This is a genomic window from Enterobacter cloacae complex sp. ECNIH7, assembly GCF_002208095.1.
Lineage (GTDB): Bacteria > Pseudomonadota > Gammaproteobacteria > Enterobacterales > Enterobacteriaceae > Enterobacter > Enterobacter cloacae_M.
Window position 1 is genome coordinate 2070407 of sequence record NZ_CP017990.1, and the last position, 26207, is coordinate 2096613.

Annotated in this window: 29 protein-coding genes and 1 other annotated feature; of the genes, 19 read left to right on the plus strand and 10 right to left on the minus strand. The window is 55.0% G+C overall.

The genetic code is table 11. The features are described 5' to 3' along the window. Nucleotides 1-104 precede the first annotated feature (104 nt). Together WM95_RS10280 and chbG are read left to right on the plus strand one after the other, a co-directional pair. The gene (locus WM95_RS10280) at nt 105-1460 is read left to right on the plus strand and encodes a 6-phospho-beta-glucosidase (RefSeq protein ID WP_088544761.1); all 1356 of its coding nucleotides are present in this window, start codon (nt 105-107) and stop codon (nt 1458-1460) included. 11 nt (nt 1461-1471) lie between these two features. Beyond that, entirely contained in the window at nt 1472-2221 is a 750-nt protein-coding gene (chbG, locus tag WM95_RS10285) for a chitin disaccharide deacetylase (RefSeq protein ID WP_059445213.1), read from the plus strand. Between the two features lie 124 nt (nt 2222-2345). Here chbG and katE read toward each other — a convergent pair whose 3' ends face one another. After that, entirely contained in the window at nt 2346-4595 is a 2250-nt protein-coding gene (katE, locus tag WM95_RS10290; protein ID WP_063409525.1) for a catalase HPII, read from the minus strand. 188 nt (nt 4596-4783) lie between these two features. On the opposite strand from katE, the gene cedA reads away from it, so the two are divergent. Then, entirely contained in the window at nt 4784-5038 is a 255-nt protein-coding gene (cedA, locus tag WM95_RS10295; RefSeq protein WP_071845469.1) for a cell division activator CedA, read from the plus strand. Between the two features lie 48 nt (nt 5039-5086). Here cedA and tcyP read toward each other — a convergent pair whose 3' ends face one another. From tcyP to hxpB, 3 genes are all read right to left on the minus strand, one after another. Beyond that, nucleotides 5087-6478, minus strand: coding sequence for a cystine/sulfocysteine:cation symporter (tcyP, locus tag WM95_RS10300; protein ID WP_008500667.1), 1392 nt, complete (start codon nt 6476-6478; stop codon nt 5087-5089). 127 nt (nt 6479-6605) lie between these two features. After that, nucleotides 6606-7196, minus strand: coding sequence for a metal-dependent hydrolase (locus tag WM95_RS10305; protein WP_014883483.1), 591 nt, complete (start codon nt 7194-7196; stop codon nt 6606-6608). Between the two features lie 101 nt (nt 7197-7297). Beyond that, complete coding sequence (gene hxpB / locus WM95_RS10310) at nt 7298-7969, minus strand: hexitol phosphatase HxpB (protein ID WP_063409526.1); 672 nt, start codon at nt 7967-7969, stop codon at nt 7298-7300. Between the two features lie 148 nt (nt 7970-8117). Between hxpB and WM95_RS10315 the strand changes: the two genes are divergently transcribed. Then, nucleotides 8118-8654, plus strand: a complete 537-nt coding sequence (locus WM95_RS10315) for a YniB family protein (RefSeq protein WP_023311291.1) — start codon at nt 8118-8120, stop codon at nt 8652-8654. Nucleotides 8655-8690: 36 nt separating this feature from the next. Here WM95_RS10315 and WM95_RS10320 read toward each other — a convergent pair whose 3' ends face one another. The 3 genes from WM95_RS10320 to pfkB form a co-directional block, all read right to left on the minus strand. After that, a complete protein-coding gene (locus WM95_RS10320; RefSeq protein ID WP_029740438.1) occupies nt 8691-9551 on the minus strand; it encodes a fructosamine kinase family protein in 861 nt (286 codons plus the stop codon). Between the two features lie 105 nt (nt 9552-9656). Then, nucleotides 9657-9947: a type V toxin-antitoxin system endoribonuclease antitoxin GhoS gene (gene ghoS / locus WM95_RS10325; protein ID WP_023311293.1), complete on the minus strand. Its 291-nt coding sequence runs from the start codon at nt 9945-9947 to the stop codon at nt 9657-9659. A 106-nt stretch (nt 9948-10053) separates the two neighbouring features. After that, entirely contained in the window at nt 10054-10986 is a 933-nt protein-coding gene (gene pfkB / locus WM95_RS10330; RefSeq protein WP_023311294.1) for a 6-phosphofructokinase II, read from the minus strand. A 294-nt stretch (nt 10987-11280) separates the two neighbouring features. Between pfkB and WM95_RS10335 the strand changes: the two genes are divergently transcribed. Next, nucleotides 11281-12039, plus strand: coding sequence for a DUF481 domain-containing protein (locus tag WM95_RS10335; RefSeq protein WP_063409527.1), 759 nt, complete (start codon nt 11281-11283; stop codon nt 12037-12039). Between the two features lie 80 nt (nt 12040-12119). Here the strand turns inward: WM95_RS10335 and yniD are convergent, their stop codons facing one another. Together yniD and yncL are read right to left on the minus strand one after the other, a co-directional pair. After that, entirely contained in the window at nt 12120-12227 is a 108-nt protein-coding gene (gene yniD / locus WM95_RS10340) for a small membrane protein YniD (RefSeq protein WP_008500658.1), read from the minus strand. Nucleotides 12228-12325: 98 nt separating this feature from the next. Then, complete coding sequence (yncL, locus tag WM95_RS27775) at nt 12326-12598, minus strand: stress response membrane protein YncL (protein ID WP_081247957.1); 273 nt, start codon at nt 12596-12598, stop codon at nt 12326-12328. 142 nt (nt 12599-12740) lie between these two features. Here yncL and thrS point away from each other — a divergent pair, with 142 nt between their 5' ends. From thrS to selO, 14 genes are all read left to right on the plus strand, one after another. Then, nucleotides 12741-14669, plus strand: coding sequence for a threonine--tRNA ligase (gene thrS, locus WM95_RS10350; protein WP_008500657.1), 1929 nt, complete (start codon nt 12741-12743; stop codon nt 14667-14669). 3 nt (nt 14670-14672) lie between these two features. Further along, nucleotides 14673-15215, plus strand: coding sequence for a translation initiation factor IF-3 (infC, locus tag WM95_RS10355; protein ID WP_014069901.1), 543 nt, complete (start codon nt 14673-14675; stop codon nt 15213-15215). A gap of 97 nt (nt 15216-15312) precedes the next feature. Further along, entirely contained in the window at nt 15313-15510 is a 198-nt protein-coding gene (gene rpmI / locus WM95_RS10360) for a 50S ribosomal protein L35 (RefSeq protein WP_003030583.1), read from the plus strand. A 51-nt stretch (nt 15511-15561) separates the two neighbouring features. Continuing rightward, nucleotides 15562-15918, plus strand: a complete 357-nt coding sequence (rplT, locus tag WM95_RS10365) for a 50S ribosomal protein L20 (RefSeq protein WP_000124850.1) — start codon at nt 15562-15564, stop codon at nt 15916-15918. 117 nt (nt 15919-16035) lie between these two features. Beyond that, nucleotides 16036-16160: a sequence feature (Phe leader region), on the plus strand. Next, complete coding sequence (gene pheM, locus WM95_RS27400; protein ID WP_001386830.1) at nt 16041-16085, plus strand: pheST operon leader peptide PheM; 45 nt, start codon at nt 16041-16043, stop codon at nt 16083-16085. Its footprint overlaps the feature before it by 45 nt. 62 nt (nt 16161-16222) lie before the next feature. Continuing rightward, on the plus strand, nt 16223-17206 hold the full coding sequence (gene pheS, locus WM95_RS10370; RefSeq protein ID WP_088544762.1) for a phenylalanine--tRNA ligase subunit alpha: 984 nt from the start codon (nt 16223-16225) through the stop codon (nt 17204-17206). A 15-nt stretch (nt 17207-17221) separates the two neighbouring features. Further along, entirely contained in the window at nt 17222-19609 is a 2388-nt protein-coding gene (pheT, locus tag WM95_RS10375; protein ID WP_063409530.1) for a phenylalanine--tRNA ligase subunit beta, read from the plus strand. 4 nt (nt 19610-19613) lie between these two features. Further along, nucleotides 19614-19913 (plus strand): integration host factor subunit alpha, encoded by a 300-nt coding sequence (ihfA, locus tag WM95_RS10380; RefSeq protein ID WP_003857805.1) that lies wholly within the window; start codon nt 19614-19616, stop codon nt 19911-19913. Between the two features lie 103 nt (nt 19914-20016). Further along, nucleotides 20017-20997, plus strand: a complete 981-nt coding sequence (btuC, locus tag WM95_RS10385) for a vitamin B12 ABC transporter permease BtuC (RefSeq protein ID WP_063409531.1) — start codon at nt 20017-20019, stop codon at nt 20995-20997. Between the two features lie 34 nt (nt 20998-21031). Next, nucleotides 21032-21583 carry a glutathione peroxidase gene (locus WM95_RS10390; protein ID WP_023311298.1) on the plus strand — a complete coding sequence of 184 codons (552 nt, stop codon included), beginning with the start codon at nt 21032-21034 and terminating at the stop codon, nt 21581-21583. Next, nucleotides 21583-22338 carry a vitamin B12 ABC transporter ATP-binding protein BtuD gene (gene btuD / locus WM95_RS10395; protein WP_063409532.1) on the plus strand — a complete coding sequence of 252 codons (756 nt, stop codon included), beginning with the start codon at nt 21583-21585 and terminating at the stop codon, nt 22336-22338. The genes WM95_RS10390 and btuD overlap by 1 nt, the downstream gene beginning before the upstream one ends. Before the next feature lie 74 nt (nt 22339-22412). After that, complete coding sequence (locus WM95_RS10400; RefSeq protein ID WP_008500650.1) at nt 22413-22877, plus strand: NlpC/P60 family protein; 465 nt, start codon at nt 22413-22415, stop codon at nt 22875-22877. A gap of 294 nt (nt 22878-23171) precedes the next feature. Further along, on the plus strand, nt 23172-23888 hold the full coding sequence (locus WM95_RS10405) for an EAL domain-containing protein (protein WP_045353736.1): 717 nt from the start codon (nt 23172-23174) through the stop codon (nt 23886-23888). A gap of 61 nt (nt 23889-23949) precedes the next feature. Beyond that, complete coding sequence (gene selO / locus WM95_RS10410; RefSeq protein WP_063409533.1) at nt 23950-25392, plus strand: protein adenylyltransferase SelO; 1443 nt, start codon at nt 23950-23952, stop codon at nt 25390-25392. A gap of 40 nt (nt 25393-25432) precedes the next feature. Here selO and WM95_RS10415 read toward each other — a convergent pair whose 3' ends face one another. Further along, nucleotides 25433-26203 carry a 3-hydroxybutyrate dehydrogenase gene (locus tag WM95_RS10415; protein WP_063409534.1) on the minus strand — a complete coding sequence of 257 codons (771 nt, stop codon included), beginning with the start codon at nt 26201-26203 and terminating at the stop codon, nt 25433-25435. Nucleotides 26204-26207 lie beyond the last annotated feature (4 nt).

A 26207-nucleotide genomic window follows, 5' to 3' on the forward strand; every position in this document is an offset into this window, starting at 1 on the left:
GGCGGATTACCCGCCACAAATATTGCTTTAATGGCTTGCCCAAATAGCGGGAAGAGTACGCTATACCTTGCAGGCGATTAACCTGATACGCTAAGGGAGATATTATGCAGAAGAAATTAAAAGTCGTAACCATTGGTGGCGGCAGCAGCTATACCCCGGAATTACTTGAAGGTTTCCTGAAACGTTATCATGAATTACCGGTCAGCGAATTATGGCTGGTTGACGTTGAGGAAGGTCAGGAAAAGCTGAATATTATTTTCGACCTGTGCCAGCGCATGGTGGAGAAAGCGGGCGTGCCTCTGACCGTGCATAAAACCCTCGATCGCCGTCTGGCGCTGAAAGATGCGGATTTCGTCACCACCCAGCTGCGCGTGGGCCAGCTGAAGGCGCGCGAGCTGGACGAACGTATACCGCTGAGCCACGGCTATCTCGGGCAGGAGACCAACGGCGCGGGCGGTCTGTTCAAAGGCCTGCGTACCATCCCGGTGATTTTCGACATCGTCAAAGACGTGCAGGAGATCTGCCCGAACGCGTGGGTGATTAACTTCACCAACCCGGCCGGGATGGTGACCGAGGCGGTCTATCGTCATACCGGTTTCAAACGCTTTATCGGCGTCTGTAACATTCCGATCGGCATGAAGATGTTTATCCGCGACGTGCTGGCGCTGACCGACAGCGACGATCTCTCCATCGACCTGTTCGGCCTGAACCACATGGTATTCATTAAAGACGTGATCGTGAACGGTAAATCACGGTACGCCGAACTGCTCGACGGCGTGGCTTCCGGTCGCCTGACGGCGGCATCGGTGAAAAACATCTTTGACCTGCCGTTCAGCGAAGGGTTGATCCGCTCGCTGAACCTGCTGCCGTGCTCGTACCTGCTTTACTACTTCAAGCAGAAAGAGATGCTGGCCATCGAAATGGGAGAGTACTATAAGGGCGGCGCGCGCGCGCAGATCGTTCAGAAAGTCGAGAAGCAGCTGTTCGATTTGTATAAAGATCCGAACCTGAACGTCAAACCGAAAGAGCTGGAGCAGCGCGGCGGGGCCTACTACTCCGATGCGGCGTGCGAGGTGATTAACGCCATCTACAACGACAAGCTGGCGGAGCACTATGTCAACGTGCCGCACCACGGCCATATCGACAATATCCCGGCGGACTGGGCGGTTGAGATGACCTGCATCCTGGGACGCGATGGCGCTAAACCGCATCCACGTATCACCCACTTCGATGATAAGGTCATGGGCCTGATCCACACCATCAAAGGCTTTGAAGTGGCGGCAAGCAACGCGGCGCTGAGCGGCGAGCTCAATGATGTGCTGCTGGCGCTGAACCTCAGCCCGCTGGTACATTCCGACCGCGATGCGGAGCAGCTGGCCGGCGAGATGATCCTGGCGCATGAAAAATGGTTGCCGAACTTTGCCGCCACTATCGAGAAGCTGAAGTTCAAACACCACTGAGAGGACGCACAATGGAAAACCTGCTGATCGTTAATGCTGATGATTTTGGCCTCTCGAAAGGTCAGAACTACGGCATTATTGAAGCCTGTCGCCGGGGTGTTGTGACCTCGACCACGGCACTGGTGAATGGTGAGGCGGTTGAACACGCGGCGCAGCTGAGCCGCGAGGTGCCGGAGCTGGGCGTCGGCATGCATTTTGTGCTGACGCTCGGGATGCCGCTTTCGCCAATGCCGGGCCTGACGCGCGACGGCCAGCTGGGCAAATGGATTTGGGAACAGGCGGAGCAGGGCGCTCTGCCGCTCGAAGAGATTGCCCGCGAGCTGGAGCGTCAGTTCAACCGCTTTATTGACGCGTTTGGTAAGGCGCCGACGCACATCGACAGCCATCACCACGTGCATATGATCCCGGCGATTTTCCCGATTGTCGCGGAGTTTGCGCAGCGTAAAGGCGTGGCGTTGCGCGTGGACAGGGAGGCGCACGGCGTGCCCGACTGCGCCGTGACCACCACTGAGGGGTTCAGCAGCGCATTTTACGGCGACGAGATCGACGAAGCGCTGTTCCTGAAGGTGCTGGATGATTCCGCCGCGCGGGGGGAACGATCGCTGGAGGTCATGGCGCATCCTGCTTTTGTCGATAACACCGTACGTAAGAGCGCCTACTGCTGGCCGCGCCTGGCGGAGCTGGACGTGCTGACGTCGGCGTCGCTGAAGTATGCTATTGCCGAGCGTGGGTATCGGTTGGGGACGTTCGGGGATCTTTAAGACAAAGCCCGGTGGCGAGGTAAAAGCAAAACGGTAACCAGGGTTACCGTTTTTATTGTTTTCTCCCTCTCCCGTTGGAGAGGGGCGGAGTGAGGGCATCAGGCCGCACGACCGGGAATGATTTTTACGCCGGAATCTGATCGATCTTACTGCTGCGCGACCAGACGCGGTGCGCGGCGAGCAAATCAAACAGCTTCGTCATAAAGGCATCGTCAACGTTGTCTCCCTCGACAATGCCGTCCTCACCCTGATCGGCCACCTTCAGCTGCGCCTTAAACCGTCGCGCGTCGCCGGACAGCGCGATCGGTTTCAGGTGCTTGTAGGCTTCGAGCAGATAATACACGGCGTCACCGTTGGTCAGCAGGCTGTCTATATCCCCGCACGGCACAATCACCGCATCAACGGTCAGCGATGGCGCCCCGGCAAAGGTTGCCGCCACCGGCAGCACGGAGCCGTCATCGGCGGTCACTTCCCCCATGCGGGAATAAAGCAGTTTCGCATGCACGCCCTGGGTCTTCAGCGCCTGCATAATCCCCAGCACGTCTCTGGCGCGGGTTTTGTCGTTCAGCAGGATGGCGACCACGCGGCCTTTAATCGACCCACCCGGCACGGCATACAGGCTCAGCGACGGATCTTTCTTCACGCCGTTAACCTCTTTCGGCGGTGCAATGTTGCGCTGCTCATCGGTCAGCGTAATGCCCAGGTTATCCGCAACGCTCTGGGCGAGCTGAATATCAATGCGCGCCAGCTGATCGACCACACGCTCGCGGATGTAGGTACGCACCACTTTGCTCAGCTCAAAGCTGAAGCCGCCGATAATGTGCTGCTGCTCAATCGGCGTCTGGCTGTTCCAGAACAGGCGAGGGTGGGCGTAATACTCGCCGAACGACGGGCTGCGCTCGCGAATTTTATTGCCATCGATACGCTCCTGATACGATTCGAATCCACCGCGTTTCGGCCCCGGCGGCGTTTCGCGCGGCCAGTTATCGTTGATAGAGTTCGGCTCATAGTTCGCCGGGTTGGTATCAATATCCTGACGGTGCATCCCGTCGCGCTGGAAGTTGTGGTACGGGCAGGTTGGGCGGTTAATCGGGATTTCGTGGAAGTTCGGCCCGCCAAGACGGCTGATCTGCGTATCGGTGTACGAGAACAACCGTCCCTGCAGGAGCGGATCGTTGGTGAAGTCCAGACCCGGCACGATATGGCCCGGGTGAAACGCGGCCTGCTCGTTTTCGGCGAAGAAGTTATCCGGGTTGCGGTTGAGCACCATTTTACCCACCAGCTGAACCGGCACCAGTTCCTCCGGGATTAGCTTCGTCGGGTCAAGCAGGTCGAAATCGAACTTAAATTCGTCCTCTTCCGGTATGAGCTGCAGGCCCAGCTCGTACTCCGGGAAGTCGCCCGCTTCAATGGACTCCCACAGCTCGCGGCGATGGAAGTCCGGGTCGCGCCCGGTCAGCTTCTGCGCCTCGTCCCACACCAGCGAGGCTTTGCCCGCCACCGGCTTCCAGTGGAAGCGCACAAACGTGGCTTTGCCCTCGGCATTGATCAGACGGAAGGTATGGATACCAAACCCTTCCATCGTGCGATAGCTGCGCGGAATGCCGCGGTCTGACATCGCCCACATCACGTTGTGTAAGGTTTCAGGCTGCAGTGAGACGTAGTCCCAGAAGGTGTCGTGCGCACTTTGTCCCTGCGGTATGGCCCAGTGGGGCTCCGGTTTTACCGCATGGACAAAGTCAGGAAATTTATGCGCGTCCTGAATGAAGAACACCGGGGTGTTATTGCCCACCAGATCGAAAATACCCTCTTCGGTATAAAACTTGGTGGCAAAGCCGCGGATATCCCGAACCGTATCTGCCGAACCTGCGCCGCCCTGCACGGTGGAGAAGCGCACAAACACTGGGGTAATTTTATCCGGGTCAGAGAGGAAGTCCGCTTTGGTGATGTCTTTCAGACTCTTGTAGGGCTGGAAGTAGCCGTGCGCAGCGGAACCTCGCGCGTGGACGATGCGTTCCGGAATTCGCTCATGGTCGAAATGGGTGATTTTTTCCCGCAGGATAAAGTCTTCCAGCAGGGTTGGCCCGCGCGCGCCTGCGCGAAGGGAGTTCTGATCGTCAGCAATCCGCACGCCCTGATTGGTGGTGAGCGCAAAGCCTTCGCCGCCTTTACGGTGCGGCTCAAGCGATTTCAGCTTCTCGTTTCCCGTGTCCGGCAATTTCATGCTTCCCGGTGCGGTAGGCTGTTCGCCCGGTGCGGAGGGGCCAGGGGAGGGGCGATGAGAGCCGTCAGCAGGGGCGAGAGAGTCCATACCCGGTTGAGATTCTTCAGTGCCATGAATCGGTGATTGATGTGTTTTATCTTTGTTCGACATTGCACGCTTCTCCTTTATCCATTGCTAAAAACCCTATTAAGGATAGAACAATGTCGCGAGATGGCTCGTGAACTAAGAGTTTTCACATGCCGTCATTGACGAAAGGAGCCTTCAGGCCCACTTGGGGCGCGACGGAAGGCAGCAGGATCGGCTATCATAGAATTTTCCTGCTTCAAGAATTTGCTTTAGTGAACCAGCCGCTTATGAAACCTCTTCGTCAACAAAACCGCCAGGTTATTAGCTATGTGCCCCGTGTTGAGCCCGCGCCGCCAGACCATGCCCTGAAAGTGGAGGGTTTTCGCGATGTCTGGCAGCTTCGGGGGAAATACGTGGCCTTCGTGCTGATCGGCGAACATTTCCGCCGCTCGCCCACGTTTACGGTGCCGGAGTCAGCGCAGCGGTGGGCGATGCAGATCCGCCAGGATGAAGAGGTCGAAGAATAACAGCCATAAAAAAACCGCCATCAGGCGGTTTTTTTATTTCTACCGAGATTAACGATGCGCCAGCTCGGCGTCGTCTTCACTTTCCAGAATCGCTTTGTCGGTCTGCTTCAGCCACTGGCTGGTCAGCGTACCGGCGGTCATGGAGCCGCTTACGTTCAGCGCGGTACGGCCCATGTCGATCAGCGGCTCAACGGAGATCAGCAGCGCGACCAGCGTCACGGGCAGACCCAGCGCGGGCAGCACAATCAGCGCGGCGAAGGTTGCGCCACCGCCAACGCCCGCAACGCCTGCGGAGCTTACGGTAACAATCCCGACCAGCGTGGCGATCCAGACCGGATCCAGCGGGTTAATCCCAACGGTAGGGGCAACCATCACCGCCAGCATCGCCGGGTACAGACCCGCACAGCCGTTCTGACCAATGGTGGCACCAAAGGAGGCAGAGAAGCTGGCGATGGATTCAGGCACGCCCAGACGACGGGTTTGCGCTTCAACGTTCAGCGGAATAGACGCGGCGCTGGAACGGCTGGTGAAGGCAAAGGTCAGTACCGGCCAGACTTTACGGAAGTATTTCAGCGGGCTGACGCCGTTTACGCCCAGCAGGATGCCGTGCACCACGAACATAATGCCCAGGCCCAGATAAGAGGCGACAACGAAGCTGCCCAGCTTGATGATGTCCTGCAGGTTAGAGCCGGCAACCACTTTGGTCATCAGCGCCAGCACGCCGTAAGGCGTCAGCTGCATCACCAGACGCACCAGCTTCATCACCCAGCTTTGCAGGGTGTCGATCGCGGTCAGCACGCGTTCGCCTTTAGGCGCGTCGTCTTTCAGCAGCTTCAGCGCCGCTACGCCCAGGAACGCGGCGAAAATAACCACGCTGATGATCGAGGTTGGGCTCGCACCGGTCAGGTCAGCAAACGGGTTCTTCGGAATGAAGGAGAGCACCATCTGCGGCACGGTCAGGTCAGCCACTTTACCAACATAGTTGGTTTGAATCGCGGTAAGACGCGCCGTTTCAGCGGTACCCTGAACCAGGCCTTCTGCGGTCAGGCCAAACAGGTTGGTGACCAGCACACCCACCAGCGCGGCAATCAGCGTGGTGAACAGCAGCGTACCAATGGTCAGGAAGCTGATTTTTCCCAGCTGAGTCGCGTTATGCAGGCGAGCAACGGCGCTCAGAATAGAGGCGAACACCAGCGGCATAACGATCATCTGCAGCAGCTGAACATAGCCGTTACCGACGATGTTGAACCACTGAATGGAATCTTTCAGAACTGGATTATCGGAGCCATAAATTGCCTGTAATGCCAGACCAAATACGACACCCATGGCCAGACCAACCAGCACTTTTTTCGCCAGGCTCCACTGTTTGTGGCGCGCCTGCGCAAGAAGCAATAGCAATACAACGAACACAACGACGTTCGCGATGAGTGGAAAATTCATCCCCGTTCTCCTGATTTATTATTGGGTCGGTTTTTACCGATCCTGTTGGCGGAAGGTTAGCAGAAGTGTGATGTAGCGCTTATATCCAAATGGAATGGGTTATGACAAATGGGATAATTTTGTCGGTTTACTGTTCAATCTGGTGATGAATAAAGCGATTGAACTGAAATTGCAGCGAATTAATCATCTGGGATGACCAGCGAACTGCACTGTTTTCGGGCAAGGTTTGCGGCATCCAGACGGCGTAAGCAAACAGCGCCATGCACAATACGCGCTCAAGCTGGTTGCCTTTCTGCGGTGCGAGGATCGGAAAACGGAAACGCCAGCGGCAGGGCCAAAGAAGCGGTACGCCCGCAGGCGTCAGCATATCGGCGAGAATATGGCTTAAATAGCCCAGCACCATGCCCTGGATGGCATCGGCGGGGACTATCCAGCTTTCGGGCACCTTCAAATAGAAAAGCGTCAGCAGGCCAAACACGGCCAGCAGGCTGTGCGTAAACCCCCGGTGGCCGAACGCGCGGGCGATGGGTTTCGATACCCACTTCAGGCGTTGTCCGAGGAAAGATTTGGGATGGTCAATGTCGGGCAGCAGGCAGGTCAATACGGCAGAAGGGACAATATGCCACCAGTCCCCCTGTGCCAGCACGGGGGTGAGTTCAGCGTTTTTGGCAAATACCGCGCACGCAATAGAAAAAAGCAGGTGGCCTTCCGCCGTCATGATAAAACCCACAAAACTGTCAATTCATACAGTATAGGGTTTTTATACAGTAGGCGGAAGAGGTGACGGTGTAACTGTTTGTCACAAACCAGAGAAGGGCGTTAACCGCCCTGCAGGTGATGCGCCCTGAGTTCTGCCAGTGAGTTAAGCTTCACGTCGGCAAGGGCAAACCGGGGGTCGTGACGGCCTTCTTCTGCGGGCACCACAATGGCGCGCATCCGTGCAGCCTTCGACGCCACCATACCGTTAACGGAATCTTCCAGCGCAACGCAGTTGAGGGGATCCAGGCCGAGCTTAGCGGCGCAGTCCAGATAGACCTGCGGGTGCGGCTTGCTGTAAGGCAATTTTTCAGCGGACGCCAGCGCGTCGAAACTGTCGCGCAGTTCAAACATCGTCAGCACTTTTTCCAGCATGTGCAGCGGTGAAGCCGAGGCCAGTCCGACCTTCAGCCCCTGGGCTTTACACAGCGCGACGGCCTCACGTACGCCGGGCAGCAGCGGCCGGTTCTCTTCCACCAGAGAAATGGCGCGGCTGATAATGCGTGCGGTCACCTCATCGCGATTGGGACCTACCCAAGGCTGTTGGGCAAACCACAGGTCAACCACCATATCGATGCGCAGGCCCAGGGTATCGGGAAGTTCATTACGGCGGCTGATATCCACGCCGAGGCTGGCCATAACTTCCAGTTCGGCGCGATCCCACAGCGGTTCGGAATCGATCAGTAATCCATCCATGTCAAAAATTGCGGCAAGAATTTGGCGCGGTGTCGACATCACAACGTCTCCTTATCCAGGGTGTTCGACAGACGATACGTGCTAAGCACAATCTGCAATTTAGCATATTGCTTTTAAAGAGCGGGCGAAATTGATGACCAGCAGGTAGACTTAGGCACAAATAACGCGTCTTTATGAAGAGGAACTGATGACGTATCAACAAGCTGGACGCATTGCGGTCTTAAAACGTATTGCTGGCTGGGTAATTTTTATTCCTGCCGTCATTTCTACGCTGATTTCTGTACTCAAATTTATGTACGATCACAGCGAAAAACAGCCGGGTATCAATGCGGTAATGCTTGATTTCGCTCATGTCATGATTGAGATGATGCGTTTTAATACGCCATTTTTGAATGTCTTCTGGTTTAACTCACCCACTCCGGATTTTCATCAACAGCTGAATATCGGCTTTTGGGTGATATATGCCCTGATCTTTGTCGCGCTGGCACTGCAGGCCTCTGGTGCGAGAATGAGTCGCCAGACGCGCTTTTTACGCGAAGGCGTTGAGGATCAGTTGATTCTGGAGCAGGCCAAGGGCCCGGAAGGAATGAGTCGTGAGCAGATTGAATCCCGCATCGTTGTGCCGCGTCACACCATTTTCCTGCAAATCTTCCCGCTCTATATCCTTCCCGTCATCATCATTGTGGCGGGATACTTCTTCTTCTCACTGCTCGGTTTTCTGTAAGCGATAAGGGTGGCGGCAAGGCCACCCGTTCTCTACTCATGCAGCAAGCATACGCTCGAGTGCCCGCTGCGCGTTAACAAGGTGTTCTCCGCCAAAAAGAATGGCACGGTTCATCAGCGTATAAAGCTGATACACCGGCTGGCGGTCGAGGAAACCGGGCGGCAGGGGAGAAACAGACTGGTATCCGTCGTATATCTGCGGCGGCTGCTCAGGATGAAGCGGCAGCATGGCAAGATCGCACTCTCTGTCACCCCAGTAGCAGGCCGGGTCAAAGATGTACGGGCCGTTGGGACCCAGCGCGCAGTTATTGGACCACAAATCGCCGTGAAGCAGCGACGCCTGAGGCTGGTGGGATGCCAGACGCTGTTGAACGTGCTCGACGATGGCGTCGATATTGCCAAATTCCAGCCCTTTCTCGGCGGCCAGCTCAAGCTGCCAGCCAATGCGCTGCTCGGCAAAAAATGTCGACCAGCGACGCTGCCAGGCATTGGGCTGTGGCGTGGTGGAGAGATCGTTGTCAAAATCGAGACCAAACTGCGGCTGGTCGCTCCATTGATGCAGGCGCGCTAGCTGTTGGCCGAGGATGAACGCATTATGGGCATCCAGCGGCCGGGCGGGGAGATACTCCATCACCAGGAAGCTGTAGTCGCGGTCGCTCCCCACGGCCAGAACCTGCGGGACCGTCACCGTTTTACTGCGCGACAACAGCTCCAGCTGGTCGGCTTCGGCGGTAAATATCGGAAGCAGCTCTCGCTCATCGCACTTAACGAAAAGATCGCGCCCTGCGTAGCGTAAATGCCACGCGGCGTGGATTTCACCGCCTGGCAGTTCGTTACGCAGTTCAATTTCACCTTCACCCAGCTGCTCACGTAAAAGATGACTGATAGCCTGCCACATGTTGTCTCTCCCATGTTGTCTGCCAGATCATAAAGTTAGCGCATAATGGCGGTAAAAAAATACGAACTAACGCACACCTGAGCGGTTTAAATTCATACAGCGCACTTATTGTTCTTTTTTCCGCCAGCTTTCCCAGGTATCCACGTCAATCTCGGCAGGCTTATCGGTCACGCTCTCCACCAGACTGGCGGCCAGCGCATGAACCTCTTCCTGGCTCAGGGCGGCGATCAGACCAAATGTCAGGGTGCCTAAATCATGAATATTGCCCTCGTCATCCGTCAGGGTGAGGAGAAAATTAGCCCGGGTGAAAGCATTGTTGAGCTCATTCAGCTCGGTCAGCGATGCTTCATGAAGGTTGATGGTCACGACGTAGCGTGTGATGTCACCACTGCTCATAATTCACCTCATTGTTATCATGGAAGTTTTCTTAGCATAGTCGATAGTTTGCGTTTGGCGACTCAGCGAGGACATTCCCCTCCGTAAAGACGAAGGGGAACAGGGGTTAATTTCGGGACAGGTAATCGACGATTTTTTGCGTATCGGCAAGCGAACAGAGACGCGTGCCCTGGTTGATGGTGGCGGCGCTACCCGCCGCCACGCCGTAGCGTGTCATTTCGAGCAGAGACGCACCCTGCGCCAGTTTTAGCGTCATCGCGCCCACCATGCTATCGCCCGCGCCAACCGTGCTCTGGCTCTTCATCGGCGGTGGGACAACCTGAACGGACGACGATTCATCGACTGCCAGCGCCCCCTGAGGGCCAAGGGAGACGACTACGCGCCGCGCTTTGCCGCTGCGCACCAGCTCCTGCGCGGCGGTGCGCACATCGTCAGGCTGCGTCAGTTCACGGTTGACCAGCGCGCTTAACTCTTTCTGGTTGGGTTTGACCAGCTCCAGATTGCCCGGCACCAGCGCCGCCTGCAGGGCCTCGCCGCTGCTATCGACAATGCAGCGGATGCCGCGATGCTGCGCGGCCTGAATCAGCGCCGTTAATTTTTCCGTGCTTACGCCGGGCGGCAGGCTGCCGCTTATCACCAGCAGCGCGCCGCTCTCTATCGTCAGCACTTTTTCTTCAAGCTGACGAAACTCGTCATCGCTGAGTTTCGCGCCCGGCATGACAAAACGGTACTGTTCGCCGCTGGATCCTACGTGGACATGCAGGTTTTGCCGCGTCCAGTCTTTGGCCTCAACGGTTTCAACGGCCACCTGTTCATCAGCCAGCAGAGAGACCAGGTGTTCACCGGTGGCACCGCCTGCGGGAAAAATTGCCGTGGCTTTGCCGCCGAGATGTGTAATGGCGCGCGCCACGTTGATCCCGCCGCCGCCGGGCTCAAAGACCGGGGCGCTACAGCGCAATTTACCTTCCGGGTAAATCTGCGGCGTCAGGGTGGCGGAATCCAGGGAAGGGGAGAGCGTCAGAGTATAAATAGAAACCATCATTACCTCCTTTTAGCATGGGCTCTTATTAGCCTGGCACCTTTTGTCAGGAAGGCAATGTAAATAACAGTATGATTTTAAATATGAATACTGACAAAAGTGAGGCGGGGGATATATAAACTAAAACGCTTTTTGAGATCGTTCTTATTCAAAAATTGAAATAAGAAAACATTGCTATGTTATTTGCGGCTTTTTATAATTTGTTACCTTTCTCTGGACGCCTTGTCATTGATCCTCAAGAAAGATTCCGGGACCGTGTGGTCTCTTTTTTTGTTGTACGGACTCCTTAATAAAATGAAGCTTTTAACGACAGTGCCCGCTGCACTGATGCTGGCGGGTGGCGTGTTTGCGGCTATGAACGCGACCGCTGATGATACCGTTTTTACTGTCATGGACGATCCTTCCACCGCGAAAAAACCGTTTGAAGGTAACCTGAACGCCGGGTACCTGGCACAATCCGGTAACACGAAAAGCTCTTCTCTGACGGCGGATAGTACGCTTACCTGGTACGGCAACACCACCGCCTGGTCTCTGTGGGGTAATGCCAGCAACACTTCCGCTAATGACGAACGTTCTTCCGAGAAATATGCGGTAGGCGGACGTAGCCGTTACAACATGACCGACTATGACTACCTGTTTGGACAGGCAAGCTGGTTAACTGACCGTTACAACGGTTATCGCCAGCGCGATGTGTTCACCGCCGGTTATGGTCGCCAGTTCCTGAACGGTCCGGTACACAGCCTCCGTTTTGAATTCGGTCCTGGTGTGCGTTATGACGAGTACACCAATGGCGATACCAAAACCCAACCGCTCGGTTACGCTTCCGGTACCTATGCCTGGCAGATGACTGACAACACCAAATTTACCCAGGGTGTTTCTGTATTTGGTGCCGACGACACGACGCTGAACTCTGAGACGGCGCTGAACGTGGCTATCAACGAACACTTTGGCCTGAAAGTCGCCTACAACGTGACCTGGAACTCTTCACCACCAGAATCTGCGCCGGATCATACCGACCGCAGAACCACGGTTTCACTGGGTTATAGAATGTAATAAAAGCGGGCCGATGATAATGTCGGCCCGTTTATTGTCTGCGGTTTTTTGACGTCCCTTCTGATGACCTGTCTTCGCCCCTAGCCCCAAATCATTGCCGCCCAACGGAGTAGCAGCATTGCGCCGCAGATGGCAATCAGCACCAGCACCATTTTCCAGTGTTTTACGGCAAATCGTTTAGTTGGCATAACCTAATCCTTATTGGTTGATACCCACAGTCTACCAAACAGGGCCGAAATATGCCCCTTCTCAGGTTCGATTGGGTTATGCCAGCGCAGGGTTCGGCTCAGAACCAGTGGAATCGTTCGGCGAGAATTAACAATAAACCTGTGGCGGAAAGGATGTTCAATATCACAACCGTTCTACTGGATACGTTCATGGTATGCACCTTTGGGTTTAAAGACCTGTTCAAGAGTAGCCCAGCATCTTCGAAATGCGAGCGCAGGGGAGAAGCAACCTGCAAATTCGTGCGAAAGCGCCAGCCCATCAATCTGGTCGCAGAGGGTGCAATCTCCTTTCCGTTAGTGTTAACATTACGTCGCTTGCCGTAAATCCACATTAATCTGAATTCGGCTGGTGAATGATGACGAACCAATTTGACGATTGTTGGTCAGATGGTGTCGTAATCTATTGTCAAATCACGATTATTTTCTTTGTATATGCTCTTATGTGTGGGGCATCACTGCAAATAAGGATATAAAATGCCTGTAATTACTCTTCCTGATGGCAGCCAACGCCATTTCGACCGTGCTGTTAGCCCAATGGATGTAGCCCTGGACATTGGTCCTGGTCTCGCGAAAGCGACTATCGCTGGCCGCGTTAACGGTGAGCTGGTGGATGCTTCCGATCTGATCGAAAACGATGCGACGCTTGCAATCATCACTGCGAAAGACGAAGAAGGTCTGGAGATCATTCGTCACTCCTGCGCGCACCTGTTAGGCCATGCCATCAAACAGCTGTGGCCAAACACCAAAATGGCGATCGGTCCGGTTATCGACAACGGTTTCTACTATGACGTTGACCTTGACCACACCCTGACTCAGGAAGATATCGACGCGCTCGAAAAACGCATGCACGAGCTCGCCGAAACGAACTATGACGTCATCAAGAAGAAAGTCAGCTGGCACGAAGCGCGTGAAACCTTCGTGAAGCGCGGCGAGAGCTATAAAGTCTCTATTCTTGACGAGAACATTTCGCATGATGACAAGCCTGGCTTGTACCATCACGAAGAATACGTCGACATGTGCCGTGGACCGCACGTGCCGAACATGCGCTTCTGTCATCACTTTAAGCTGATGAAGATCGCGGGCGCCTACTGGCGTGGCGACAGCAACAACAAGATGTTGCAGCGTATTTATGGTACCGCGTGGGCTGATAAAAAAGCCCTGAACGCATACCTGCTGCGCCTGGAAGAGGCGGCGAAGCGTGACCACCGTAAAATCGGTAAGCAGCTTGACCTGTACCACATGCAGGAAGAAGCGCCGGGTATGGTGTTCTGGCATAACGACGGCTGGACTATCTTCCGTGAACTGGAAACTTTCGTACGCTCCAAGCTGAAAGAGTACCAGTATCAGGAAGTGAAAGGCCCGTTCATGATGGACCGTGTGCTGTGGGAAAAAACCGGCCACTGGGACAACTACAAAGATGCGATGTTCACCACCTCGTCTGAGAACCGTGAATACTGCATCAAGCCAATGAACTGCCCGGGCCACGTTCAGATCTTCAACCAGGGTCTGAAATCCTACCGCGACCTGCCGCTGCGTATGGCGGAGTTCGGTAGCTGCCACCGTAACGAGCCATCAGGTGCGCTGCACGGTCTGATGCGTGTTCGTGGCTTTACTCAGGATGATGCGCATATCTTCTGTACTGAAGATCAGGTTCGTGACGAAGTTAACGCCTGTATTCGTATGGTCTACGATATGTACAGCACCTTTGGCTTCGAGAAGATCGTCGTCAAACTCTCAACGCGTCCGGAAAAACGTATCGGTAGCGATGAGACATGGGATCGCGCAGAAGCGGATCTCGCCGTGGCGCTGGAAGAGAACGGCATTCCGTTCGAATACCAGCTGGGCGAGGGCGCATTCTACGGTCCGAAAATTGAATTTACCCTGTATGACTGCCTCGATCGCGCATGGCAGTGCGGTACTGTACAGCTGGACTTCTCCCTGCCGCAGCGTTTAAGCGCCTCTTATGTTGGCGAAGACAACGAGCGTCAGGTACCGGTAATGATTCACCGTGCAATTCTCGGTTCTCTGGAACGCTTCATCGGCATCCTGACCGAAGAGTTCGCTGGCTTCTTCCCAACCTGGCTTGCGCCAGTGCAGGTCGTGGTGATGAACATTACCGATTCTCAGGCGGATTACGTTAAAGAATTGACGCAGAAACTACAAAATGCGGGCATTCGCGTAAAAGCAGACTTGAGAAATGAGAAGATTGGCTTTAAAATCCGCGAGCACACTTTACGTCGTGTCCCGTATATGTTGGTCTGTGGTGATAAAGAGGTGGAAGCAGGCAAAGTCGCCGTTCGCACCCGCCGTGGTAAAGACCTGGGCAGCCTGGACGTAAGTGAAGTGATTGAGAAGCTGCAACAAGAGATTCGCAGCCGCAGTCTTCAACAACTGGAGGAATAAGGTATTAAAGGCGGAAAACGAGTTCAAACGGCACGTCCGAATCGTATCAATGGCGAGATTCGCGCCCAGGAAGTTCGCTTAACAGATCTTGAAGGTGAACCACTGGGGATTGTGAGTCTGAGAGAAGCGATCGAAAAAGCTGAAGAAGCTGGAGTAGATTTAGTTGAAATCAGCCCTAACGCCGAACCGCCAGTTTGTCGTATCATGGACTACGGCAAGTTCCTTTATGAAAAGAGTAAGTCTTCTAAGGAACAGAAGAAGAAGCAAAAAGTTATCCAGGTTAAGGAAATCAAATTCCGTCCTGGTACCGACGATGGCGATTATCAGGTAAAACTCCGCAGCCTGATTCGCTTTCTGGAAGATGGCGATAAGGCCAAGATCACACTGCGTTTCCGTGGTCGTGAGATGGCCCACCAACAGATTGGTATGGAAGTGCTTAACCGCGTCCGTGACGATCTGAGTGAACTGGCAGTAGTCGAATCCTTCCCTACGAAGATCGAAGGCCGCCAGATGATCATGGTGCTCGCTCCTAAGAAGAAACAGTAAGGCCTTCAAGCAGCAAAACCTGTGGAGCCTTCGGGTTTCATAGGTTTTGTTCGCCTATGTTTCGTTTATTTAACAATGCGAAGTGGAAGTTATTAAGATGCCAAAAATTAAGACCGTACGCGGTGCTGCTAAGCGCTTCAAAAAAACCGGTGGTGGTGGATTTAAGCGTAAGCACGCAAACCTGCGTCATATTCTGACCAAAAAATCTACTAAGCGTAAACGTCACCTGCGTCCAAAAGGCCTCGTTTCTAAAGGCGATCTGGGTCTGGTTATCGCGTGCCTGCCGTACGCATAAGCCGTTAACGTTTAATTTTTTTACTAAGAATATAGATACAGGAGAGCACATATGGCTCGCGTAAAACGTGGTGTAATTGCACGTGCACGTCACAAGAAAATTTTGAAACAAGCTAAAGGCTACTACGGTGCGCGTTCACGCGTTTACCGCGTTGCCTTCCAGGCTGTTATCAAAGCAGGTCAGTACGCTTACCGTGACCGTCGTCAGCGTAAGCGTCAGTTCCGTCAACTGTGGATTGCGCGTATCAACGCAGCAGCACGTCAGAACGGTATTTCTTACAGCAAATTCATCAACGGCCTGAAAAAAGCTTCTGTTGAAATCGACCGTAAGATCCTGGCTGACATCGCAGTATTCGACAAAGTAGCGTTCACCGCTCTGGTCGAAAAAGCGAAAGCAGCACTGGCATAAGCCAGTTGAAAGAGGGGGCTTTGCTCCCTCTTTTCATTTAACACCATCAGAAGATTGACATTTATCCGTCCAGGCTTTTCAATAAGGTCTTAACGGTTTTTACCAGACAAGGTAACGCAAGCATGAATGCTGCTATTTTCCGCTTCTTCTTTTACTTTAGCACCTGATTTCAGGAGGCTAGCGCGTGAAAGATGAAACGAAAAACAGCGCCAGATAAGCCTCCCGATGGAGGCTTTTTTTGTGCCTGAATTTGAGAGAATAACTCCACCAAATCGGTGTCTGCACCGACATAATGAGGAAAATCATGTCACATCTCGCAGAGCTGGTTGCCAGTGCAACAGTCGCCATTAATCAGGCCTCAGATGTTGCCGCGTTAGACAATGTCCGCGTCGAATATCTTGGGAAGAAAGGGTACCTGACCCTTCAGATGACAACCCTGCGTGAGCTGCCGGCAGAAGAACGCCCGGCAGCGGGTGCGGTGATTAACGAAGCCAAAGAGCAGGTACAGCAGGCGCTGAACGCGCGCAAAGCCGAGCTGGAAAGCGCGGTGCTGAATGCGCGTCTGGCCGCAGAGACGATCGACGTTTCTCTGCCGGGTCGTCGTATCGAAAACGGTGGTCTGCATCCGGTTACCCGCACCATCGATCGCATTGAAAGTTTCTTCGGTGAGCTCGGCTTTACCGTGGCGACTGGCCCGGAAATCGAAGATGATTACCATAACTTCGACGCCCTGAACATTCCTGGCCATCATCCGGCACGCGCTGACCACGACACTTTCTGGTTCGACGCTACGCGTCTGCTGCGTACTCAGACCTCCGGCGTTCAGATCCGTACCATGAAGGATCAGGAGCCGCCAATCCGCATTATCGCGCCGGGCCGCGTCTATCGTAACGATTACGATCAGACCCACACTCCAATGTTCCACCAGATGGAAGGTCTGATTGTTGATAAAAACATCAGCTTCACCAACCTGAAGGGCACGCTGCACGATTTCCTGAACAACTTCTTTGAGGAAGATCTGCAGGTTCGTTTCCGCCCGTCCTACTTCCCGTTTACCGAACCGTCTGCGGAAGTTGACGTGATGGGTAAAAACGGCAAATGGCTGGAAGTGCTGGGCTGCGGCATGGTGCATCCAAACGTGCTGCGCAACGTGGGTATCGATCCGGAAGTTTACTCCGGCTTTGCCTTCGGCATGGGCATGGAGCGCCTGACTATGCTGCGCTACGGCGTGACCGACTTACGTGCATTCTTCGAAAACGATCTGCGTTTCCTCAAACAGTTTAAATAAGGGCAGGACAGAACAATGAAATTCAGTGAACTGTGGTTACGCGAGTGGGTGAACACCACGCTGGACAGCGACGCGCTTTCTAACCAGATCACCATGGCGGGTCTGGAAGTGGACGGTGTTGAGCCGGTTTCCGGAACCTTCAACGGCGTGGTCGTCGGCGAAGTAGTCGAGTGCGGTCAGCACCCTAACGCTGACAAACTGCGCGTAACAAAAGTAAACGTGGGCGGTGACCGTCTGCTGGATATCGTCTGCGGTGCGCCAAACTGCCGTCAGGGCCTGAAGGTGGCCGTGGCGACCGTCGGCGCAGTGCTGCCGGGCGATTTCAAAATTAAAGCGGCTAAGCTGCGCGGCGAGCCGTCTGAAGGCATGCTGTGCTCCTTCTCCGAGCTGGGTATTTCCGACGATCATAACGGCATCATTGAGCTGCCGCTGGATGCGCCAGTCGGCACCGATATCCGTGAATACCTGAAGCTTGATGACAACACCATTGAAATCAGCGTCACGCCAAACCGTGCCGACTGCTTAGGTATCATCGGCGTGGCGCGCGACGTGGCCGTGCTGAACCAGACCGAACTGAACGCGCCGGAAATCGCGCCGGTTGAAGCGACCATCAGTGACGTGCTGCCTATTCAGGTTGACGCTGCGGATGCTTGCCCGCGCTACCTCGGTCGCGTCGTGAAAGGCATTAACGTGAAAGCGCCAACCCCGCTGTGGATGAAAGAGAAGCTGCGCCGCTGCGGTATTCGCTCTATCGACGCAGTGGTCGACGTGACCAACTACGTTCTGCTGGAGCTGGGCCAGCCAATGCACGCGTTCGATAAAGACCGTATCGACGGCGGCATCGTTGTGCGCATGGCGAAAGAGGGCGAAACCCTGGTTCTGCTGGACGGCAGCGAAGCCAAACTGAACGCCGACACCCTGGTGATTGCGGACCACAGCAAAGCGCTGGCAATGGGCGGTATCTTCGGTGGCGAGCACTCAGGCGTCAACGACGAGACGCAAAACGTCCTGCTGGAATGCGCGTTCTTCAGCCCGCTCTCCATCACCGGTCGCGCACGCCGTCACGGCCTGCATACCGATGCCTCTCACCGCTACGAGCGCGGCGTTGACCCTGCTCTGCAGTATAAAGCGATGGAACGTGCGACCCGCCTGCTGATCGACATCTGCGGCGGTGAAGCGGGCCCGGTTATTGACGTCACCAACGAAGCGACCCTGCCGAAGCGTGCGAGCATCACCCTGCGCCGCAGCAAGCTGGATCGCCTGATTGGCCATCACGTTGCCGATGCGCAGGTAACCGACATCCTGAAACGTCTGGGCTGTGAAGTGACCGAAGGCCAGGACGAGTGGAAAGCCGTTGCGCCATCATGGCGTTTCGACATGGAAATTGAAGAAGATCTGGTGGAAGAAGTGGCCCGCGTTTACGGCTACAACAACATCCCTGACGAGCCTGTCCAGGCGGGTCTGGTAATGGGCACCCACCGTGAAGCCGACCTGTCCCTGAAGCGGGTGAAAACCATGCTGAACGACAAAGGCTACCAGGAAGTGATCACCTACAGCTTCGTTGATCCAAAGCTGCAGCAGCTGATCCACCCAGGTCAGGAGGCGCTGATCCTGCCAAGCCCAATCTCCAGCGAAATGTCCGCGATGCGTCTGTCTCTGTGGACGGGCCTGCTGGGCACTGTCGTTTATAACCAGAATCGCCAGCAAAACCGCGTGCGAATTTTCGAAAGCGGTTTGCGCTTTGTACCGGATAATCAGGCAAATTTAGGCATCCGTCAGGATCTCATGCTGGCTGGCGCCATCAGCGGCAACCGCTATGAAGAGCACTGGGACCTGGCAAAAGGCACGGTTGATTTCTACGATATGAAGGGCGAACTGGAAGCGATTCTGGATCTGACCGGTAAATTATCTGAAATTGAATTCCGCGCAGAAGCTATCCCGGCCCTGCATCCTGGCCAGAGCGCAGCTATCTATTTAGACGGCAAACGCGTTGGTTTTATTGGGGTTGTTCACCCTGAGCTGGAGCGTAAGCTGGACCTGAACGGCCGTACCATCGTGTTCGAGCTGGAATGGAACCCGGTGGCTGACCGCGTTATTCCTCAGGCTCAGGACGTCTCCCGCTTCCCGGCAAACCGCCGTGATATCGCGGTTGTGGTCGCGGAAAATGTGCCTGCAGCAGATATTTTGGCCGAATGTAAGAAAGTTGGCGTAAATCAGGTAGTTGGCGTAAACTTATTTGACGTGTACCGCGGCAAGGGCGTAGCAGAAGGTTTCAAGAGCCTCGCTATTAGCCTTATCCTTCAGGATACCAGCCGTACACTCGAAGAAGAGGAGATTGCCGCTACCGTCGCCAAATGTGTAGAGGCATTAAAAGAGCGATTCCAGGCATCATTGAGGGATTGAACCTATGGCGCTTACAAAAGCTGAAATGTCAGAATATCTGTTTGATAAGCTTGGGCTTAGCAAACGGGATGCCAAAGAGCTGGTAGAGCTGTTTTTCGAAGAGATCCGTCGTGCTCTGGAAAATGGTGAGCAGGTAAAACTCTCCGGTTTTGGCAATTTTGATTTGCGAGACAAAAACCAACGTCCGGGCCGCAACCCGAAGACGGGGGAAGATATTCCCATTACAGCCCGCCGCGTGGTGACCTTCAGACCCGGCCAGAAGTTAAAAAGCCGTGTCGAAAACGCAACGCCCAAAGCAGAGTAATATGAACTAACTAAAAAGGCCGCCCACGCGGCCTTTTTTCTTTGCGCTCTCCGGCAAACCCGCCGTAAAATCAATTACATCTCACGCTACTAAAACCGTACACATGCTTGATTATGCCCATCGCCAGCACCGTTCCGATAAGCGTCGCCTGTTTTTGCTGGTGCTGTTGCTCATTGTCGCCGCAGGCGTGAGCCTCTGCGCGGGCGACAGATGGATCGGGCCTGAAAGCTGGTGGGGGCCGGACGGGCAGCTCTTCGTCTGGCAAATTCGCCTGCCGCGCACCGTCGCGGTGGTTCTGGTCGGCGCCGCGCTGGCGCTGTGCGGTACCATAATGCAGGCGTTGTTTGATAACCCTCTGGCGGAGCCCGGGCTGCTCGGCGTGTCAAACGGCGCAGGCGTAGGCCTGATTGCGGCGGTAATGCTCGGCGGAGGAGAACTCTCCGGATGGAGTATTAGCCTGAGCGCTATCCTCGGCGCGCTGCTAATCACCGCGATCCTTCTTCGTTTCGCCAGACGGCACTTATCGACCAGCCGTCTGCTGCTTGCCGGCGTGGCGCTGGGGATTATCTGCAGCGCGCTGATGACCTGGGCGGTCTACTTCTCAACATCCTTTGACCTGCGTCAGCTGATGTACTGGATGATGGGCGGCTTTGGAGGCGTTGACTGGCACCAGGGCTGGCTGATGGTGCTGCTGGTACCGGTTATCGTGTGGGCTACCCTGCAGGCGCAGCCGCTGAATATGCTCGCGCTGGGTGAAACCTCTGCCCGCCAGCTCGGCATGCCGATTGGGTTCTGGCGTAATGTGCTGGTAATAGCCATTGGCTGGCTGGTCGGCGTCAGCGTGGCTCTGGCGGGCGCGATCGGCTTCATCGGGCTGGTTATTCCGCATATGCTGCGCCTGTGTGGCCTCACGGACCATCGGACCCTGCTTCCGGGCGCGGCGATTGCCGGTGCCGTCACGCTGCTGGTGGCCGATATCATCGCCCGGCTTGCCCTGACGGCCGCAGAGCTGCCGATTGGCGTGGTGACCGCTACGCTGGGCGCGCCGGTGTTTATCTGGCTACTATTAAAAGCTGGACGTTAAATCAACAAGCCGTAAGACAACCTGAGGGAATGCTATGCAGTCAGATATCCTGAATACTGAAGTGACCACCATTGATGGCGATAACACCACGCTGGAAGGCTACAAAGGCAACGTGCTGCTTATCGTCAACGTGGCATCGAAATGTGGCCTGACGCCGCAGTACGAGCAGCTGGAGAACATTCAGAAGGCCTGGGAGAAAGACGGTTTCACCGTGCTGGGCTTCCCGTGCAATCAGTTCCTGGGGCAGGAGCCGGGCAGCGAAGAGGAGATTAAAACCTTCTGCAGCACCACCTATGGCGTGACGTTCCCGATGTTCAGCAAAATCGATGTCAACGGCGAAGACCGCCATCCGCTGTATGCGAAGCTGATCGCTGCCGCGCCGAAGGCCGTTGCGCCGGAAGGAAGCGGTTTTTATGAACGCATGGCCAGCAAAGGCCGCGCGCCGCTTTACCCGGACGATATCCTGTGGAATTTTGAAAAATTCCTGATTGGCCGCGACGGCCAGGTCGTTCAGCGTTTTTCGCCGGATATGACCCCTGAGGATCCGATCGTTATGGAATCGATCAAGCTGGCGCTGGCGAAATAATGTCGTTGCTGATGCAGCTCACGGACGTTGCCGAGAGGGGACGTCTGGAGCCGATAACCGGTACCATCAATGCGGGAGAAATTCTGCATCTTGTCGGGCCAAACGGAGCAGGGAAGAGCACGCTGCTGGCACGGATGGCAGGCATGACCGACGGAGAAGGGCAGATAACGCTGCTGGAGCATACGCTCGCCGACTGGTCACCGGTCTCGCTGGCGCATCGGCGCAGTTACCTCGTGCAGCAGCAGGTGCCGCCCTTTGCGATGCCGGTCTGGCACTATCTGATGCTGCATTTGCACGACAAACAACAGACGGCACTGCTGACGGACGTTGCCGCGGCCCTGGGGCTGGAAGATAAACTGTCCCGGCATGCCAGCCAGCTTTCCGGCGGAGAGTGGCAGCGGGTACGTCTGGCGGCGGTCATTCTTCAGATCCACCCGGCAGGTAATCCTTACGGGCGAATGCTGCTTCTCGATGAACCCATGAGCGGTCTGGACGTGGCGCAGCAGGCGGCACTGGATACGCTGTTAAGCACCCTGAGCCGAAAAGGTATCGCCGTGGTGATGAGCAGTCATGACCTCAACCACACCCTGCGTCATGCCCACCGGGTGTGGCTGCTGTCGCAGGGAAAGATGATCGCCAGCGGCGCGCGGGATCGGGTTCTTACGCCGCCCCATCTTGCCCGCGCGTACAACATGTCGTTCCGCAGGCTGGATATTGAGGGACATAAGATGCTGATTTCTACCGGGCAGACGTAACCGTTTCTTGCCTCTTCGCACAATTGCACGCTAAATTACGAAAAGAACAAAAAAAGCAGAGGATTCGTCTGAAAATGCGATTCTGGTTTCTCCTGATGGCCGCACTTTTTCTTGCGGGATGCAGTAGCCATCGTGCGCCGCCGCCTAACCCACGGCTTTCAGATTCGATCACCGTCATTGCCAGCCTCAACGATCAGCTGAGCAACTGGCGCGGCACGCCTTATCGCTACGGCGGCATGAGCCGCGGCGGCGTGGATTGCTCCGGCTTCGTGCTGATGACGTTTCGCGATAAGTTTGATTTACAGCTCCCGCGCGAAACGCGCAAACAGGCAGAAATAGGCACTGAAATTGATAAAGACGATCTTCTGCCCGGGGACCTGGTTTTCTTCAAAACCGGATCGGGTGAAAGCGGTCTTCATGTGGGGATATATGATACAGACAATCAGTTCATTCACGCCTCGACAAGCCGCGGCGTGATGCGCTCTTCTCTTGATAATGTTTACTGGCGTAAAAATTTCTGGCAGGCTCGACGTATATAGTCTTTGTCAGACACTTCTCTTATGACGGCATGGTATCTAATAAATCATGCCGTTTTTTCTCAAATAAGATGCTTAAAGTTAAATTTATCTAAAATTAGCGAATCCTGCATGTGTCTGTTTTATCTAAAACTGGCTATTATTCGACAACCAGGATAAAATTAATTTAGATTCAGGGATAAATCTGAAAATAAATACGGAACTAATGAAATTAATCTTATTAAAATCAAGACAGTGGAATTGTGTCGGCAATTGCTCCAGGATGTCCTCTCTCATCTTTAATGTGGAGCGAGTGCAATGATTATTACGCTAGATAATGCTTACCAGTCTGAACTGCTGCTTCTGCCTGCTCGTAATAGCGCAGGGGAGCTTAAAGGTTTAGAGGTTCTGGTTAACTTTACTGGCGTCGGCAGCGATGTGCGGATCCCCACTGAGCTTGTTATCCCTCGGCTTTCAGCAGCTGAAGAGTTAGTGCTGTTTAACGAAAAATTGCAATTGCTTGATACCTGTAAACTGTTTTTTATTCAGCATCAGTTAATTGCATGGATCAATATTACACCTGCAATAGTTGAGTTTTTATTAAGTAATGGAAACGCTGTTTCAATCCTTGAGCGTTACCCGTTTCTTGAGTTTACTGTTAATGAGAATTATCCAGGTTTAAATAACGGAAAGGACGATCTGCAGCTGGCGAGAATGGCAATCCATTTCCCGTTGGTCCTGGCAAACTTTGGCGCAGGCGCCGCATCGCTCAAAGCGGTCTATGATGGATTATTTAAACGGGTTATTCTCGACAAAGGCTTCATTCAGCAGCGTGCCCCGGAGCTCTCTTTTGAGCCTTTTATGCGCGCCATCCTCTGGCAAATCACACCGCACTGCCAGTCAGTGATTGTCTCAGGCATTGACGACCACGGCCTGTTGCAACGCGTTTTGTCCTTTAATGTTGGCGCCATGCAGGGCGCACTCTGGCCAGCCGTCTCTGCGGAGCACGTTACATCGCTGGTTCAGCAGCGATAACCCTTTCTTTCGCCCGTGTTTAAGTCCGGATAAACCCTCTACACTAAAAGCAGGAGGACTTATGACCCTGTCTTTTACTGCTCACTGGCATGACGAGTTGCCTGGCTTTTACACCGCACTCAAACCAACACCGTTACAAAATTCACGCCTTATCTGGCATAACGATTTGCTGGCAGAAGAGCTGGCCATTCCGCCTGAGCTGTTTCAGCGTTCAGAAGTCGCAGGCGTCTGGGGCGGGGAAACGCTTCTCGCCGGGATGCAACCTCTGGCTCAGGTCTATAGCGGCCACCAGTTTGGCGTCTGGGCGGGACAGCTGGGCGACGGCAGGGGGATCCTGCTCGGCGAACAACGGCTTCCTAACGGGGGAACGGTTGACTGGCACCTGAAAGGCGCAGGCCTTACTCCCTATTCGCGAATGGGCGACGGGCGCGCGGTGCTGCGTTCAACGATTCGCGAGTGCCTGGCGTCCGAAGCGATGCATGCCCTGGGGATTCCCACTACGCGCGCGCTGTCGATTATCACCAGCGATACGCCGGTAGCGCGCGAAACGGTGGAAAAAGGGGCAATGCTGATGCGTATCGCGCAAAGTCATTTGCGCTTCGGCCATTTTGAGCACTTTTACTATCGCCGCGAGCCGGACAAGGTTCGCCAGCTGGCTGACTTTGCCATTCGTCACCACTGGACGCATTTGCAGGACGAAGCGGACAAATACGTTCTCTGGTTCAGGGATGTGGTTGCCCGTACCGCAAGCCTGATTGCCCGCTGGCAAACGGTGGGCTTTGCGCATGGCGTCATGAATACGGACAACATGTCGATCCTCGGGCTGACCTTTGATTACGGTCCGTTTGGTTTCCTGGACGATTATCAGCCTGGCTATATCTGCAACCACTCCGACTATCAGGGACGTTACAGCTTTGATAATCAGCCAGCGGTCGGCCTGTGGAACCTGCAGCGGCTTGCGCAAACCCTGTCGCCGTTCATCGACGTAGATGCCCTCAATGATGCGCTCGACAGCTATCAGGACATTTTTCTGCGGGAATATGGCACGCTGATGCGCAACAAGCTGGGGCTGGTGACCCAGGAGAGGGGCGATAACGACATCCTCAATAGCCTGTTTGCCCTCATGGCGCGCGAGGGCAGCGATTATACCCGCACCTTCCGGATGCTAGGACAGACGGAGCAGCACAGCGCCGCCTCGCCGCTGCGCGATGAGTTTATTGACAGACAGGCGTTTGACGACTGGTTTGCATCGTACCGCGCGCGGCTGCGGCAGGAACAGGTGGATGACGCGACTCGCCAGACGCAGATGAACGCGACGAACCCCGCAATGGTGTTGCGCAACTGGCTGGCGCAGCGGGCGATTGAACAGGCTGAGCAGGGTGAATACGACGAGCTACACCGCCTGCATGTGGCGCTGCGCACGCCGTTTGCCGACCGGGATGATGACTACGTCAGCCGCCCGCCTGACTGGGGCAAGCGGCTGGAGGTCAGCTGCTCAAGTTAGAGATTTTGCCGGGTGGCGGCGTCGCCTTACCCGGCAAAAATTACTGCGCAACCCAGCCGCCATCCATATTCCACGCGGCGCCACGAACGTTCACGGCGCCCTCGCTGCACAAAAACAGCGCCAGTTCACCCAGCTGCTCCGGGGTGACAAACTCGCCCGAAGGCTGTTTCTCTGCCAGAAGCCTATCGCGAGCCTGCTCCGGCGGGATGCCCTCAGCGATACGTTTGTCGATTTGCTGCTGCACCAGCGGGGTCAGCACCCAGCCGGGACAAATCGTATTGGCGGTAATGCCGGTGCGCGCGGTTTCCAGTGCCAGCGATTTCGTAAAGCCCACTACGCCATGCTTGGCGGCCACGTAGGCTGACTTCTCTTTTGACGCGACCAGCCCGTGAACGGAGGCGATATTGATGATGCGCCCCCAGTTTTTCTCGCGCATGGAAGGCAGCGCCAGCCGGCTGGTGTGAAACACCGACGAGAGATTAATGGCGATAATGTCGTTCCATTTCTCCACCGGAAACGCATCAACCGGGGCGACATGCTGTATCCCGGCGTTGTTGACAAGAATGTCCACGCCGCCAAACTGCGATTCGGCGTAGCGCATCATGGCTTCAATTTGCAGCACGTCACGCAGGTCCGCATCGTGATAGCCCGGCTTTTTGCCCAGCTGCGCAATCTCTTCTCTTGCTGATTCGCTGTCGCCGAAACCGTTGAGGATCAGCTGCGCCCCGGCCTTCGCCAGCACGCGGGCGATCCCAAGTCCAATGCCGCTGGTCGAGCCCGTCACCAGCGCGGTCTTACCGTTCAGATTCATCTTT